This window comes from Pannonibacter carbonis, assembly GCF_003012935.1.
GTDB lineage: Bacteria > Pseudomonadota > Alphaproteobacteria > Rhizobiales > Stappiaceae > Pannonibacter > Pannonibacter carbonis.
Genome location: NZ_PUDR01000002.1, coordinates 186,881 through 202,323, shown reverse-complemented (window position 1 = coordinate 202,323; position 15,443 = coordinate 186,881). Strand labels below are relative to the sequence as shown.

Sequence of the window (15,443 nt, the reverse complement as noted above, 5' to 3'; positions counted from 1 at the left end):
TTAGCTCATTGGAAGCCCTTTGGTCAGATTTTCAGACCTAGGCGAAAGTCCGCATCAGGAGTTCGGCCCCAATGCCATTTCCCACTCTGTAAATCGGATCCACACAATTCATTCTGTTGTTCCGGTCGTCTTTGGCACGCTGCCGCAAAGCGGATATTCATCGTCCCGAGCGAGCGACAGATTGGCACAGGACCAGCGCTGTCGCCTCACTCACCCCCCATAATACCCCCGGTACCAGTCCACGAACCGCGCCACGCCCTCTTCCACGCTCGTCGCCGGGCGGAAGCCGGTGAGGTGTTCGAGGAGGCTGGTGTCGGCCCAGGTGGCGGGAACATCGCCCGGCTGCATCGGCAACAGGTTGCGGATCGCCTTGCGGCCCGTGGCGGCCTCGATGGCGGCGATGTAGTCAGTGAGCTGCACCGGTGCCGAATTGCCGATGTTGACGATGCGCCAGGGCGCAACCGGCGACAGGCTGTCGCCCTCCGGCACGCCCTCCCCGTCCAGGGGGCGCTGCGGCACCGCGTCGATCAGGAGCCGGATGCCCAGGACCAGATCCTCGACATAGGTGAAGTCGCGGCGCATGTCGCCGTGATTGTAGACGTCGATCGGCTCGCCGGCGAGGATCGCCTTGGTGAACTTGAACAGCGCCATGTCCGGCCGGCCCCAGGGGCCATAGACTGTGAAGAAGCGGAACAGCGTCGTCGGCAGGCCATAGAGATGGGCATAGGAATGGCTCATCACCTCGCAGGCCTTCTTCGTCGCTGCGTAGAAGGACATCTGGTGGTCGGCCTTGGCCGTCTCGACATAGGGCATCGTCGTATTGGCGCCATAGGCCGACGAGGTCGAGGCGATCAAGAGGTGCTGCGGCGGGGTGGCCCTTGCCGCTTCCAGCAGCTCGAACGTACCGGCAATGTTGCTGTCGAGATAGGAGCGCGGCGCCTCGATCGAATAGCGCACGCCGGCCTGCGCCGCCAGGTGGATGACCACATCCGGCTTTTCGCGGGCGAGGAGATCCACCAGATAGCCCGGCGTCTCGACCCGTTCGTTGAGCGCACGGAAGTTCGGGCTCTGCAGCAGCATCTGGTGCCGCCGTTGCTTCAGGCGCACATCATAGTAATCGGTCATTGCATCAAGGCCGATCACCTCGAACCCGTCCGCAATCAGCCGCTTGCACAGATAATAGCCGATGAAGCCGGCCGAACCGGTAACCAGTGCCTTGCGCAAGGGGAGCCTCTCTCGCCTGTTCAGACCGCCCGCGCGGCCCACGCGCTGTGCTTAGCATCGAGACGCAGGGCGACCAACCCCATTCGGCCAGGCACTGGGACAGGCAGGTTCGCCTGTGTCGCCGCCGGGCAGACAGGGCTTTTCCGATAGCACCGGAAAGCGGCCTTTCGAAAGCCTGGCATCGCCTGCGACAGGTATGACATTAAGCCCGATGTAATTTGCAGTCGGGTCCCGACAATGTTAAGAATCCATTAAAATTGCTGCCTTCAGTTTTTACGGAGGCTTCTGGCATTGGCCACTGCTCCCATCGCCGAGAACGACGGTGCGGGTGCAGGAAATTGTTTAGCGTTTTCGGGGCATGCCATGGCGCATAATCGTTTTGACCAGCCTGACGGCTTCGGGTTCTGGCATCCGCAATCAGGACGGATTGTCTACCTGTCCAAGGCGCGGATCGATCGCTCCAGGGCTGATCGAGGCAGCTTTGGCCCCAACAAGACTGACCGGCTGGGTCGGACTTTCGGGGACGTCCGGCTTGTCGGGTCACGTGCGAATGCAGCTTTCTCCGCCATCGCCGGGCCTGCAGCTGCGTTCGATGACGGGCGTCGATGGGCGCGCCTGCGAAATTTCGCCCGCCCGCCACTCAAGCGGACCATGGATGTGGTTGGCAGTGCTGCCGGTCTGGTTCTGTTGAGCCCGCTGCTGATCGGGATTGCCGCCGCAATCAAGTTGAACAGTGCCGGCCCGGTGATCTTCCGCCAGGCGCGTTATGGCTTGAATGGCGAGCTGTTCTACACTCTGAAGTTCCGGTCGATGTATGTCGCCAAACAGGACACAACCGGTGTCGCGCAGACGCGCAAGAACGACCCGCGCATCACGCCGGTCGGCCGCTTCCTGCGCCGGTCCAACTTCGATGAGCTGCCGCAGCTGTGGAACGTCCTGATGGGCGACATGTCTCTCGTCGGCCCGCGTCCGCATGTTCCGGGGATGCTTGCCGCCGGTATGCCTTACGAGGAATTCGACACCCGTTACATGGATCGTCACCAGGTCCGTCCGGGCATTACTGGCCTTGCGCAGGTCAACGGCTTCCGCGGTGAAACCACCGAGGAATACCATGCCCGCATGCGCGTCCATTACGATCTCGAGTACATCCGCAGCCAGTCGACGCGCGGCGACCTGAAGATCCTGTTCCAGACCGTCTGGAAGGAATTCACCAAGGGCACTGGCTACTAAGGCCTGCCCGGCGAGCAATGCGTTCACACGTGACTGCGCCGCTGCATGTCCGGGGACAAGACTGCTCACCGCACCGCAACTGCTCTTTCGTCATCCTCGGCCTTGTGCCGAGGACCTAAACCGTCAAAGGCTTGCAGATGGTTGGGACTAGCCCGACCATGACGAAAGAAATGAACGCTGGTCCGGACAATATCCCCTGGGCCGCGTTGTTGATGCTTGTCTACATGTCGGGTTCCCGTCCCGCAGCCCTGCCTCACACCATGCCAAGTCCGGTCATGATCTCCTGCCAGGCCTCATAGGCGGCAAGCACGGTTTCCATCTGCGCCGTGTGGCCGGTGCGGAAGGCCGGGCCGTAGATGGTCTCGTCCGGGTACTCGGTGATCAGGGTCACAGGCACCGTGTGCCGGTCATCCAGCGAGCACAGGCACGGGAACCCATTGATCATGCGGAAGCCGGTTTCCCCGGCATGGGCCTCGTACAGCGCAATCTGCCGGCTGTTCTCGCCAACGAGCCCCGGGATTGCCGCCAGATGGCGCGTCACCTTGTCGAGCAAGGCTTCGGACGCCGCTTCCCAGCCCGGCAGATGGCGCAAGATCAGGAAAAAGCCCTTCGGCAAGGTCCACATGGCGAAGTTGCGCGGAACATAGCCTGACAGCGGACGGGTCCATTCGTGCGCGGGATAGCCGTGCAGGTTTACATGCAGCCCCGCTCCGCTCAGCGCTTCGGCCTTGAGGCGGATTTCCTTTTCAAAGAGGGTCGCCCCCGAGTTCTCGCGCGTGCGGTATTCAAGGTCATCGCCCAGCGCCGTGTAGCGCGCGGCGTGGTGCATGTGACGTGGATTGCCGAGGCGCAGCCGCTGGTGCAGCGCATAGCCATCCGGGTTTTCCAGCGGCGACAGGCTGAAATGCGCCCCTTCACGTCTGGCCAGACGCCGTGCGGCCCGAAGCGCACCGACGACGCCAGTCGTCTCGTTGGCATGTTGCCCGGCGCTGATCATCACCGGTGCAGCCGTCCCGGCAACATAGGTCGCGCGCACCGTCCGGCCCGACCGGGTGCTTGCCTCGAACGCAACACCGCCATGGCCGGCCAGTTCGTCGGTCACCTGCGCAACGGCCAGAGGCGTCTCCGCCCGGTCCAGATCCTGTCGTGGGTCGTCCATATGGCCGGTCGACAGGGCCTTGAGCTCGATCCGCAGGGAGGACCGCGCCGCGCCGCCCGTCACAGCCGGAACGATCTGCCCCGGCTTCAGCCCCCGGTCGCCGAGCGGACGCCCCGAGCGCTTCTGGAACACCTCCAGCAGCGAGAAATACAGGTCCTCATGCAGGGCCTCGGCGAGGCTGATCACCTCGTCGCCGACTGACATCGGCGCATCTTTCGCCGGGATGGAAGCTGCTATATGCAGTTCCTCGAAATAGGGCTCCTGCGTGCCCCAGGGGGCGGACTTCACGGTGGCGATGGCCGCCTCGAACAGCTGCTCGAAGTCCGTCTCGATCCGCTCCCCCTCTTCCTCGCCGGATCGCCGGATCCAGCCGGTCGGCGACAGGCTCGTCTCGCCGGCCGCGTCCACATGCAGCCGGTTCGGGGCAAGCACGGCGATGGTCTCACGTTTCCCGTCCGCTCGGGTCAGCACGACATCATACTGCAGCACCGCGCCGGTTTTCGGCACGAAGCGCAGTGGTCTGTCGCCCGTCATCGCGGCCAGCGGATAGGCCTCGAGGCGGAACCGGTTGTCCGGCGCGGCCGGATGCACCGGATAGTGCAGCTCGATTGCATTCACCCCGGCCAGATCGATTTCTTCCAGAAAGGCATGCACCAGCGGCTTGTAGGCGCTGCGGATGCGGGCCGTGATGCCCTTCTGCTTCAGCAGCGCTTCGCAGTCCTCGCGGCTGCGGCGGTCATCGAAGCTCCACACCTCCAGCGTCTCGCCAGGGCGGGCAAGACCGGCAATCTGGTCCAGCGTGCGGGCAAAGCTGCGGTCGACAAGCACGGTCATCGGATTACCTCGAGGTTCGTCCGGTCGGGTCGAGGCTGTCGCGCAGCCAGTCACCGAGAAGATTGAGACCCAGCACGGTCAGCAGGATGGCAACACCGGGGAACACGCTCACCCACCACGCGGTCTGCAGGTAGGTCCGCCCGTCCGCCAGCATCCCGCCCCAGCTCGGGATCGTCGGATCGACGCCGAGGCCGAGGAAGGTCAGGCTGCTTTCCAGCAGGATGTTGTTGGCAACATTCAGCGTCATGAGCACGATCACCGGGCCGATCAGGTTCGGCAGCAGGTGCTGCAGGATGATGCGCCAGTCCTTCACGCCAATGGCGCGGGCGGAGAGGATGAACTCCCGCTCGCGCAGGGTGAGCACGGAGCCGCGCACAAGACGGGCATATTGCACCCACTGCGAGATGATCAGCAGGATGATCGTGTTGGTCAGGCTGCCGCCGACAATGGCAATGAAGGTGATGGCGAGCAGGATGAAGGGCATGGCCAGTTGCAGGTCGGCAAAGCGCATCACCACCATGTCCCAGAAGCCACGGTAATAGCCGGCGATCAGCCCCATCAGCACGCCGAAGACGACCGCGCCGATCACCGATGTAAAGCCGACCAGCAGCGAGATCTTGCCACCGGCCACCACACGGGCCAGCACGTCGCGGCCGAGCGGGTCGGTGCCGAGCGGATGCGCTGCACTGACAAAGGGCTTGGTCAGCCGGGCCATCAGGTCGATCTTGTCGGCGCCGGGAAACAGCACATCCGAGAACAAAACCGCGAAACAGATCACGGTTGTCAGAAACGCGCCGAGGATGAACTCGAGACTGGCAAACTGCGAGGGGCGAGAGGTCTTTGCGGCCATGAGCGTCACTCCGTCCGGATGCGCGGGTCGACAAGGCCATAGGCGATATCGACGAGAAGGTTGATGCCGACGATCATCAGCGACAGCACGGTGATCACGGCCTGCAGCACCGGATAGTCGCGCGCACCGACCGCCTCGAAGGCGAGCGTGCCCATGCCCGGCCAGTTGAACACCCGCTCGATGACGACGATGCCGCCGAGCAGGCCGCCAAACTGCAGGCCGAAATAGGTGATCAGCGGAATGGCACAGTTGCGCAGGGCGTGCTTGTAGAGAACCTTGCTCTCGCTCAGCCCCTTGGCCCGGGCGACCATGACATATTGCGACTGCAGCGTTTCCAGCATCGCCGTGCGCACCAGGCGCACATTGGTCGCGGTCAGGATCACGCCCATGGTCACGGCGGGCATGATGAAGCTCTCCGGTCCCGACATGCCGCTGGGTGGCAAGAGGTTGAAGGTGATGGCAAACAGCAGCACCAGCATGGTGGCGAGCCAGAAATTCGGAAACGACAGGCCAACCAGCGAGAACACGCGGATCACCTGATCCGCCAGCTTGCCGCGGGAAGTGGCCGCCTTGATGCCGAGCGGGATCGACAGGGCGATGGAAACCGCCATCGACACGAAGGCCAGCATCAGGGTCGCCGGCAGCGCGTCGCCGATCAGCCGGGCGACCGGCGTTCCGCCAACGAAGCTCTTGCCGAGGTCGAAGGTCACCAGACCTTGCATGAAGCTCAGATACTGCACCAGGAAGGGCTTGTCCGTGCCAAGCTCGGCACGGATCCGCATCAGATCCTCTTCCGTCATGCTGCCGCCGCCCTGGAACATCATCACCGCCGGATCACCGGTGAGGCGGATGGCGAACGAGACGATGAGCGTGATGGCGATGACCACGAAGATGGCCTGAAGCAGGCGTTTGATGAGGAAACCGGCCACGTTCTTCTCCTACTGGTGCGGATTGGCCCCGCCCGGCCATGCCGGGCGGAACCTGAAACTGCTGACACACCAAGACCAACCAGAGATTAGCCCCTGACAGATGCCTTAAGTCGCAGCGCCCTCTCCCCCCTTGAGGGTCGAGGCTTTCGCATATGAAGTCTGGCACGTGTTCGATGTGAACGACCGTGCCCAGAAATTTTGATCCTTGTCGGAGCCTCTCCGCCCCCCTCCCCCTCGTGGGGAGGGGTTGGGGGTGGGGGGAACAGACTTCATTCCAGGTAACCTGCGTTCCTGACTGCGCGTGGTTCACGCAATTTGCGATCAAACGGGCGCTGTGCCCCCCACCCCTCACCCCTCCCCACGGGGGGGAGGGGAGCTTCGAGGCCTCGACAACTGTCTGACTACATCTGCGAGAGCTCTGCCCCTCATGGGGGGAGAGGCGCAAACGCATGGTCCGTCGTGTCACGCAGCCTTCTGGTCGTGTCAGCAAGTCACAACCCCGCCCGGCCATGCCGGGCGGGACCTCAGTGTGTGTCAGTCGACGCTGACTTCATTCAGCTTGATGCGGGTGTCGGGCGCCGGAACGAAGCCCTTCACCCGCTTGTTGATGCCGTAGATGGCGTTGGTGTTGTAGAGTGGCAGCTCGAGCGCCTTGTCCGCGACATAGGCACCGATCTCCTGCAGCACCTTCTCGCGGGCCGCCTGATCGGTCATCGGACGCTGGGATTCCAGCAGCTTGTCGAGCGTTTCGTCCTTGTCATACGGGTTCCACTTTTCGCCGGTGTGATACATGGCGTAGGCGGTGTTGTCGTAATCGAAGGTCCAGCCACCCCACTTCTGCTGGAACATGGCGCCGGTCTTGCCCTGCGGGATGATGTCGTTGATCAGCACGCTGGTCTCGTACGGCTTCACGGTGGCATTGAGCCCGACAGCCTGCAGGTAGAAGGAGATGGCCTGGGCCACTTCGTTCATGGTCGCGTCATTGCCACGCACGTCGATCTGCAGCGCCTCACCCGGCTTCACACCAGCCTCGGCAAGCAGCTTCTTCGCAGCGGCCGGATCAAACGGCAGCGGCTTCAGCGCCTCGTCATGGCCAAAGGACAGCGCGCTCTGGAAGGTGGCGATTTCCGAAGCGTGACCTGCCAGGATCGACTGCACGATGGCCGCGCGGTCGACAGCCATGATGATCGCCTTGCGCACGCGCGCATCGGCGGTGATGCCGTCGCGGGTGTTGAAGCGCAGCGCGTCGACGGTCGGGCCAGGAACGCTCAGGATCTCGAGGTTCGCATCCGACTTGATCGTCTCGACCATGCCGATCGGAATGATCGGCGGGATGACGAGATCGACGCGGCCGAACTGCAGTTCGGCGACAGCCGTTGCCGGCTCGGAGATGAAGCGGAAGTCCACCTCGTCCAGCTTCGGCGCACCGCCCCAGTAATCCGGGTTTGCCGCCAGCTTGACGTCGACCTTCGGTGCGTAGGACACGACCTTGAACGGGCCGGTGCCGACCGGGTTGGCGTTGAAGTGGTCCTCGCCCTTCTCCGCGATGTACTTCGGCGGAACGATCATCGCGCCATAGCCGGCGAGCTTCGTCAGCAGCACCGGATCCGGCTTCTTCAGCTTCAGGTCGACGGTGTTCTCATCGATGACCTCGACGCTGTCGATCACGGTGTAGTTCGAGCGCTGCGGCCCCTTGGCGCCCTGCTCGCCGAGCAGGCGGTCGAAGGTGAACTTGACGGCTTCGGCATTGAACGGCTCGCCGTTGTGGAACTTGACGTTCTGGCGCAGCTTGAAGCGGATGCGCTTGCCCTCGTCCAGCTCTTCCCAGCTTTCGGCAAGGCCCGGCACCAGCTTCAGGTCCGGACCGCGATAGGTGAGGCCTTCAAACACGTTGGTCGAAACGGCGGCCCAGGCCACCAGGAACGTGTCGATCGGATCCCAGCTGCCCGGATCGAGCGGCGAAGCAACGGTCAGCTTGCCGGCGGCAAGCGCCGGCTGGGCGACAAAAGAGACACTGGACATGGCAAGCGCTACGAGGGCGGCGCTCATTCCCCACTTCTTTGTTTTCATGTTCCCATTCCTCTGCTGATGACTGCGGATTTCGCAGGGTTCAGGCGCTCTTGGCGACAAGGTGGCCTGGATGGATTTCCTCGCGAACGAGGAGAGCCGGCTCGTCTCCCACGCGCCGGGTTGAACTGGGGATCTCGCCTTCCAGCATCGCGGAGGTGCGGGCGCGGGTCGGGTCGGCAACCGGCACGGCGGACAGGAGGCGGCGGGTGTAGTCATGCGCCGGCGTCTCGAACACCTGGCGGCGGCTGCCCATTTCCATGATCTGGCCGAGGTAAAGCACGGCGACGCGGTGGCTCATCTTCTCCACCACCGCCATGTCATGGCTGATGAAGAGATAGGCCAGCCCGCGTTCGGCCTGCAGGTCCATGAACAGGTTGATCACCTGCGCCTGGATCGACACATCCAGCGCCGACAGGGCCTCATCGGCGATGATCAGCTCCGGGTCGGACGCGAGTGCCCGGGCAATGCAGACGCGCTGGCGCTGGCCACCGGAAAACTCATGCGGATAGCGGCTGGCATGGGCCGAGGTGAGCCCGACCCGTTCGAGGAGTTCATCCACCCGCCGCTGGATCGCCTTGCGGTCGCTGATCAGCCCGTGCGTCGTGATCGGTTCTGCAATCGAAAACCCGACGGTCTTGCGCGGGTCCAGCGAGGCGAACGGGTCCTGGAAGATGTATTGCACCTTCTGGCGCAACGCGAAGCGCTCGGCCGCCGACATGCCGGCAAGGCTCTTGCCCTTGAAGCTGATGTCGCCGGAGTGGGCGGCCTGCAGCTGCTGCACCGCCCGGCCGATGGTCGACTTGCCCGAGCCGGATTCGCCAACCAGCGCCAGCGTCTCGCCCGGATAGATGTCGAAGGATACATTCGACACGGCGCTGCAGCGGTGGGTGACCTTGCCAAGGATCGTCTTGCGCACGTCAAAGCGCACGAACAGGTCGCGCACGGACAACAGCGGCCCTCCGTCGGTGCGGGCGGTGTTCTGCACCCGCTCCACGCCCACGGTCTTCGGCTCGCCATCTTCCAGCACCGTCAGCGGCAGGCGCTTGGGATAGTCCTCGCCCGCCATTGAACCCAGCTTCGGCACGGCGGACAGCAGGGCGCGGGTGTAGGGATGCTGCGGGCTTGCGAAAATGTCGGTGACCTTGCCTTCCTCGACCTTCCGGCCTTTCCACATCACCACCACGTCGTCCGCCATCTCGGCGACCACGCCCATGTCATGGGTGATGAAAATCAGCGCCATGCCGAGTTCTTTCTGCAACTCGCGCATGATGTTGAGGATCTGGGCCTGGATGGTCACATCCAGCGCCGTCGTCGGCTCGTCGGCGATCAGAACCTTGGGCCGGCAGGCCAGCGCCATGGCGATCATCACCCGCTGGCGCATGCCGCCGGAAAGCTGGTGCGGATAGCGCTTCACCAGTTCGGCCGCGTCCGGCAAGCGCACCATGCCGAGCAGCCGGATGGCCTCCGCCAGCGCCGCCGCCTTGCTCATCTTTTCGTGCAGCATCAGCGTTTCGCAGATCTGGTCGCCTATGGTGTAGACCGGATTGAGCGAAGTCATCGGCTCCTGAAAGATCATGGCAATGTCCTTGCCACGGATCGCGCGCATGTCCTTCTGCGTCTCGGTGAGCAGGTTGCGGGCGCCGAACAGGATCCGGCCTGCGTCAAAGCGCGCGCCCATCATGTCGGCCAGCCGCATGATCGACAGGGATGTCACCGACTTGCCGGACCCGGACTCGCCCACGATGGCCAGCGTCTTGCCCGGCTGGACGGAGAAGGACAGATCCTCGATCACCCGGTTGCCGCCGAAGCTGACGCTGAGCCCGTCAACGATGAGCAGCGGGTTGGACATCTGGGGGGGCGTCTTCTCAGGGGGCGTCATGGTGCTCATGCCTGCGTCTCCGCCGGTTCCTGCCGGTTGTTGTTTGTCTGGGCCACGCCCGCCGGTTCAATCCGGGCCAATGCAGCCCCGGCGATCTGGGCTGATCCAGCCTGCGCCAGGCAGGTGATCACGCCATCGCGGTGCGCCGTGACGGCCGTTTCCATCTTCATCGCATCCATCATCGCGATGACATCGCCCGCACGGACGAGATCGCCGTCGGCAACTGCCCAGTGCGCCAAAGTTCCCGGCAACGGCGCGGCCACGACAGCCGCATCAATTGGGGTCGCATCCTCCATCACCGGCACAGCCGTCCCGGTCCCCAGCAGCCGCAACAGGCTCTGCGGAATGCCGATCTCGACAAGCTGCCCGCCGATCTCGATCTTGCCGCGCAACAGGCTTGCCTCACCGGTCGCCTCGGGCCGCGGGGCAGTGTCCAGCGTCCCGGCAAACTCTGTCTCGATCCAGCGCGTATGCACCCTGAACGGACCGCAGAAGTCAGCCTCCTGCAGCACCGCCCTGTGGAACGGCAGCACGCTCGGAACACCCTCGATGCGGAACTCACTGAGCGCACGGCGCGCACGGGCAATTGCCTGCTCGCGCGTCACACCCCAGACGATGAGTTTTGAACTCAAGGAATCAAACATCGGCGGGATCACCGAGCCGGCCGTCACACCGCTGTCAAAGCGGATGCCCGGACCGGCCGGCACCGTCATCGCCGTGATTTCACCCGACGCCGGCAGGAAGCCCCGGCCCGGGTCTTCCATGTTGATGCGGAACTCGATCGCGTGACCGCGCGGCTCCGGCGTTTCCGTGATGCCCAGCGGCAGGCCCTCGGCGATGCGGAATTGCTCCACCACCAGGTCGATCCCTGTGGTCTCTTCCGTCACCGGATGCTCCACCTGCAGGCGCGTATTCACCTCCAGAAACGAGATCAGCCCATCGGCGCTGAGCAGGAACTCCACCGTGCCCGCCCCGGTGTAGCCAGCCGCGCGGCAGATATCGCGCGCAGCGGCATGGATGGCCGCGCGCTGCGCATCGCTCAGGAACGGGGCCGGAGCTTCCTCGACGAGCTTCTGGTTGCGCCGCTGCAGCGAGCAATCGCGCGTACCGACCACGACCACATTGCCGTGCCGGTCGGCCAGAACCTGCGCCTCGATGTGACGCGGCCGGTCAAGGAACTGTTCCACATAGCATTCGCCCCGGCCAAAGGCGGCCAGTGCCTCACGGGTGGCGCTGTCGAACAGCTCCTCCACCTCGTCCAGGCTGCGGGCAATCTTGAGGCCGCGTCCGCCGCCGCCATGCGCGGCCTTGATAGCCATCGGCAGACCGAACTCCCGTGCAAAGGCCAGCGCCTCGGCAGCCGAGCCAATCGGTCCGTCGCTGCCCTTGACCAGCGGCGCGCCGACCTTGCGGGCAATGCGCCGCGCTTCGAGCTTGTCGCCCAGCGCCTCGATCACCTCCGGGTCCGGCCCGATCCAGGTCAGCCCCGCGTCGATCACCGCGCGGGCAAACTCCGCCCGTTCCGACAGGAAGCCATAGCCCGGATGCACCGCATCAGCCCCCGAACGGCGAGCCGCCTCGATCAGCTTGCCGATGTCGAGATAGCTCTCCTTCGGGCTCGCCCCATTGAGTGCCAGCGCCTCGTCGGCCAGCCCGGTGAACAGCGCTCCGGCATCCGCATCGGCGTAGACGGCAACGGACGCCAGGCCATAGTCCCGGCAAGCCCGGATCACGCGGACTGCGATCTCGCCGCGATTGGCGATCAGAACCTTTTTCATGTGGGCGCACCTGAACAGGGTTTGATGTCTTTGAAAGTCCGCGCCGCGACGAAGCGGATCCGGGCGCCGGGCGGGATCTGTCCGGCGAGGTCGAGATGGTGGCTCACCACATTGGCGATAACCGGATAGCCGCCTGTCAGCGGATGATCGGCCAGGAACAGCACCGGCTGACCATTGGCCGGCACCTGGATCGCTCCGCGCAACGTGCCTTCACTCGGCAGCTCGCCGCCAATCGCGCGCGTCAGGTCCGGCCCGGCAAGTCGCAGTCCGACGCGGCTCGCCAGTGCGGTGACCTCCCAGTCCTGCCCGAGAAAATCGGCCAGTGCAGCGTCGGTGAACCAGTCCGTGCGCGGCCCCAGAACCACCTCAAGCGCCACGACCTCGCCCGCCGCCGGCAACATCGTTGCTGGCAGATATGCTGCATCGGCCACCGCCTCGCGGGGCTCGCGACCGGCACAAAGCCGGACGCCGGCAACGACCGGCTCCGGCCCAAGCTGCGCCAGCGTGTCGCTCGCCGCGCTGCCCAGCACTATAGGGACGTCGAGCCCGCCACGCAGAGCAAGATAAGAGCGCATGCCGCGCTGAGGTGCCGGAACGCGCACAACATCGCCGCGCTCCAGCGCCACGGGACGGTTCGCTGCAAAGACCCGTTTCGCGCCGGCCTTAGGCGCAATCTCGATCCGCTCGGCTGCGCCGGTCAGCGCAATAACAGCGCGCTCCAAGGCCTTGAACCGGAATTCGGTTGGCGCAAGTTCCAGCGCGGGTGCGTCCGGCCGGTTGCCGACCAGCCGGTTGGCAGCCTTCAGGCTACCCCGGTCCGCGGCCCCGGACTGGCTGATGCCCTGCCCGGCGAGCCCCGGACGGCCAAGATCCTGCACCAGAGCCGGCAGGCCGGTGGACAACACCTCGAGTGCGGCCTGCCGCCGGTCCTGCGCGCTGCTGGTGATTTCGCTTGCTGCCAACGGCACGACGACTGACGCGCCGGGCTCCTTGGCCATGTCGCGGAACCTGACCCGCGCGCCGGGGGTCAGCAGTGCCGCCGGCTCCCGCGCCAGATCAAACATCGCCAGCGGCGTGCGCCCGATCAGCTGCCAGCCGCCAGGGCTGGCCTTGGGGTAGATGCCGCTGAACTCACCGGCCAGCCCGACAGCGCCGGCCGGAACCAGCGTGCGCGGCGACGTGCGGCGCGGCACCGTGAGCCCGGCATCGCCCGCGCTCAGATAGGCAAATCCGGGGGCAAAGCCGGTGAAGGCAACGGTGTACTCAGCCTGCGTGTGGCGCTGGATCACTTCCTCAGGGCTGATCCCGACGAGATCGGCCACCTCCGCGAGATCCTCGCCATCGTAGAAGACAGGGACCTCGACCAGCACCCCGGCTTCGCTCTTCCGTCCCTGTCCGGCACGGGCACAGGCTTCGCGCTCGATGTCGGACGTGCGCAGCATGCTGGGATCAAAGCGCAGCAGAAGGGTCCGCGCGGCCGGGATGATCTCGATGATGCCCGGCAGGTTTGCCGCCTGCAGCGCATCGAACAGCGCCAGCGTTTCGGCTAGATCCGCCAGCTCGATCATCAGCGCGCCGTCCCGCATCGGCAGGAAACGCAGGCTGGCCGAGGCAGGCTCGGTGGGAAGGACGGGCAGCAACGACATCTCAGCCCTGCCCTGCGCTTTCCAGGCCGGCGAAAGGCCGGATGGCGATGCCATCTGCTTCCAGCGCCTGTCGCACCTGCCGCGCCATGGCCACCGCATCCGGGCTGTCGCCATGCACGCAGATGGATTGCGCCTCGACCCGGGCCATCTGCCCGTCGATCGCTTCGACAACCCCGTCACGCACAAGGCGCACCATGCGGTCGGCAACCCGTGCCGGGTCATGCAGCACGGCGCCGGGCTCGCGCCGCGACACCAGGCGTCCGTCGGCGGTATAGGCGCGGTCCGCAAACGCTTCGGCGATCACCGTCAACCCGGCCTTCTGCGCCTGCGCAACCAGCGGAGAGCCGGCCAGCGCCACAAGGGTCAATCGCGGGTCGACCGCCAGGATGGCAGCGATCACGTCTGCCGCCTGCCGGGCGTCAAAGGCAATTGTGTTGTAGAGCGCGCCATGCGGCTTGACGTAGGACACGCAGGTGCCAGCCGCAGCTGCAAGCCCTTGCAGCGCGCCGATCTGGTAGATCACGTCGCCATAAAGTTCTTCACTGGAAGGATCCATCGTCCGGCGACCGAAGCCGGCGAGATCACGGTAGCCGACGTGCGCGCCAACGCTGACGCCGCGCACGCGTGCCGCCTTCAAGGTCTTCAGGATGCCGGCCGGATCGCCGGCGTGGAACCCGCAGGCGACATTGGCGCTGCTGACGAGGTCCAGCATCGCGGCATCGTCGCCCATCACCCAGGCGCCGAAGCTCTCGCCAAGATCACTGTTGAGATCGATCGACCGCATCAGGCCCTGTCCCACGGGTTCGCGGGCAGACCGGTCATGACGTTCCTGTCAGGGCGAACACCGCCCCGCTGGCAAACTGACTTCATGGCTTGTGCCACCCCTCTTGATTGGGGACAGGCCTATCAAAAACAGACAATCCTGTCCAGACTGTTGAACAATCTTGTCGCCTTGACCTACAACGATGGCACTAAGTGTCTCTTGCAGCAGCGGAAGAGCAACTTTATTGTGCAATGCAACGTTGGCATGGCGTGCGGCGCAGCAGCTCCGTGCTTGAAGGTGACAGCCCTCCGCCCTAGTGTCTCCGGCACTGTGCCGGGCGGGAATCGGGTTGCTCCCTGTCATGCCTGCCGTTCTTGTCGAGGAGTGATGATTGAAAGTTCTTGGGTCCGCGACGAACGTGGTGCCGGCGTCAGAAGCTGGTCAGACGCTCGCCGAAATGATTGCAATGCGGATCCGGAACCGGGTGATTTCCGGTGAGCTGACACCCGGCAGTCACCTCTCCGAGGTCACGCTCAGCGAAGACCTGCAGGTCTCGCGAAACACATTGCGCGAAGTGTTTCGCCTGCTCACCAAGGAAGGCCTCCTGCGGCATGAGGCGAACAAGGGCGTGTTCGTCATCACGCCCAGCATGTCGACCATCATCGATATCTACCGCGTCCGCCGCCACATCGAATGCCCGGCGCTTGCCCGCGCCCATCCGCTGCATCCCAGCGTCGCCCGCATGCGTGCGGCCGTGGAAGCCGCGCTTCGTCATCGCGAGGCCGGCGAATGGCTCAGCGTCGGCAGCGCCGACATCGCCTTTCATGCTGCCATCGTCGAGCTGGCCGACAGCCCGCGCCTGTCCGCCTTCTACGCCCAGATCTCGCTGGAACTGCGCCTGGTCTTCGGCCTGCTGCGCGATCCGGAATATCTGCATGGCCCCTACATCGAGCAGAACGTCGCCATCCTGACCCAGCTTGAACAAGGCGAAGCAGCCGCGGCCGCCGCAAGGCTCGAGGACTATCTGCATCAGGCCGAACGCTTCATCCTCGCCGCGTACGCGCGGATCTACCCCGCGTAA

General features: G+C 64.7%; 11 protein-coding genes. 2 read left to right on the top strand and 9 right to left on the bottom strand.

The features are described from left to right. Positions 1-210: 210 nt before the first annotated feature. Complete coding sequence (locus C8348_RS03135; protein ID WP_106751813.1) at positions 211-1,224, bottom strand: NAD-dependent epimerase/dehydratase family protein; 1,014 nt, start codon at positions 1,222-1,224, stop codon at positions 211-213. Between the two features lie 363 nt (positions 1,225-1,587). Between C8348_RS03135 and C8348_RS03130 the strand changes: the two genes are divergently transcribed. Beyond that, positions 1,588-2,454, top strand: a complete 867-nt coding sequence (locus C8348_RS03130; RefSeq protein WP_106751812.1) for a sugar transferase — start codon at positions 1,588-1,590, stop codon at positions 2,452-2,454. Between the two features lie 253 nt (positions 2,455-2,707). On the opposite strand, the gene C8348_RS03125 is transcribed toward C8348_RS03130, so the two are convergent. The 8 genes from C8348_RS03125 to C8348_RS03090 all read right to left on the bottom strand — a co-directional run bounded on the left by C8348_RS03125 (position 2,708) and on the right by C8348_RS03090 (position 14,383). Next, a complete protein-coding gene (locus C8348_RS03125; protein WP_106751811.1) occupies positions 2,708-4,447 on the bottom strand; it encodes a M14 family metallopeptidase in 1,740 nt (579 codons plus the stop codon). Positions 4,448-4,451: 4 nt separating this feature from the next. Continuing rightward, a complete protein-coding gene (locus C8348_RS03120) occupies positions 4,452-5,297 on the bottom strand; it encodes an ABC transporter permease (RefSeq protein ID WP_106751810.1) in 846 nt (281 codons plus the stop codon). Between the two features lie 5 nt (positions 5,298-5,302). Beyond that, on the bottom strand, positions 5,303-6,226 hold the full coding sequence (locus tag C8348_RS03115; RefSeq protein ID WP_106751809.1) for an ABC transporter permease: 924 nt from the start codon (positions 6,224-6,226) through the stop codon (positions 5,303-5,305). A 534-nt stretch (positions 6,227-6,760) separates the two neighbouring features. After that, positions 6,761-8,296, bottom strand: coding sequence for an ABC transporter substrate-binding protein (locus C8348_RS03110; protein WP_106751808.1), 1,536 nt, complete (start codon positions 8,294-8,296; stop codon positions 6,761-6,763). Between the two features lie 40 nt (positions 8,297-8,336). After that, positions 8,337-10,184 (bottom strand): ABC transporter ATP-binding protein, encoded by a 1,848-nt coding sequence (locus C8348_RS03105; RefSeq protein ID WP_198646909.1) that lies wholly within the window; start codon positions 10,182-10,184, stop codon positions 8,337-8,339. Then, on the bottom strand, positions 10,181-11,953 hold the full coding sequence (locus C8348_RS03100; protein WP_106751807.1) for an acetyl/propionyl/methylcrotonyl-CoA carboxylase subunit alpha: 1,773 nt from the start codon (positions 11,951-11,953) through the stop codon (positions 10,181-10,183). The genes C8348_RS03105 and C8348_RS03100 overlap by 4 nt, the downstream gene beginning before the upstream one ends. Continuing rightward, complete coding sequence (pxpB, locus tag C8348_RS03095; protein WP_198646908.1) at positions 11,950-13,599, bottom strand: 5-oxoprolinase subunit PxpB; 1,650 nt, start codon at positions 13,597-13,599, stop codon at positions 11,950-11,952. The genes C8348_RS03100 and pxpB overlap by 4 nt, the downstream gene beginning before the upstream one ends. A 1-nt stretch (position 13,600) precedes the next feature. Continuing rightward, positions 13,601-14,383 (bottom strand): LamB/YcsF family protein, encoded by a 783-nt coding sequence (locus tag C8348_RS03090; protein ID WP_198646907.1) that lies wholly within the window; start codon positions 14,381-14,383, stop codon positions 13,601-13,603. Between the two features lie 436 nt (positions 14,384-14,819). Here C8348_RS03090 and C8348_RS03085 point away from each other — a divergent pair, with 436 nt between their 5' ends. Beyond that, complete coding sequence (locus C8348_RS03085) at positions 14,820-15,443, top strand: GntR family transcriptional regulator (protein ID WP_106752029.1); 624 nt, start codon at positions 14,820-14,822, stop codon at positions 15,441-15,443.

Bases quoted from the DNA above. Each gene is read 5' to 3' on its own strand.
- pxpB (WP_198646908.1), bottom strand. From the start codon at position 13,599: ATGTCGTTGCTGCCCGTCCTTCCCACCGAGCCTGCCTCGGCCAGCCTG.
- C8348_RS03130 (WP_106751812.1), top strand. From the start codon at position 1,588: ATGGCGCATAATCGTTTTGACCAGCCTGACGGCTTCGGGTTCTGGCAT.
- C8348_RS03100 (WP_106751807.1), bottom strand. From the start codon at position 11,953: ATGAAAAAGGTTCTGATCGCCAATCGCGGCGAGATCGCAGTCCGCGTG.
- C8348_RS03090 (WP_198646907.1), bottom strand. From the start codon at position 14,383: ATGCGGTCGATCGATCTCAACAGTGATCTTGGCGAGAGCTTCGGCGCC.
- C8348_RS03085 (WP_106752029.1), top strand. From the start codon at position 14,820: ATGATTGCAATGCGGATCCGGAACCGGGTGATTTCCGGTGAGCTGACA.
- C8348_RS03105 (WP_198646909.1), bottom strand. From the start codon at position 10,184: ATGAGCACCATGACGCCCCCTGAGAAGACGCCCCCCCAGATGTCCAAC.
- C8348_RS03110 (WP_106751808.1), bottom strand. From the start codon at position 8,296: ATGAAAACAAAGAAGTGGGGAATGAGCGCCGCCCTCGTAGCGCTTGCC.
- C8348_RS03125 (WP_106751811.1), bottom strand. From the start codon at position 4,447: ATGACCGTGCTTGTCGACCGCAGCTTTGCCCGCACGCTGGACCAGATT.
- C8348_RS03120 (WP_106751810.1), bottom strand. From the start codon at position 5,297: ATGGCCGCAAAGACCTCTCGCCCCTCGCAGTTTGCCAGTCTCGAGTTC.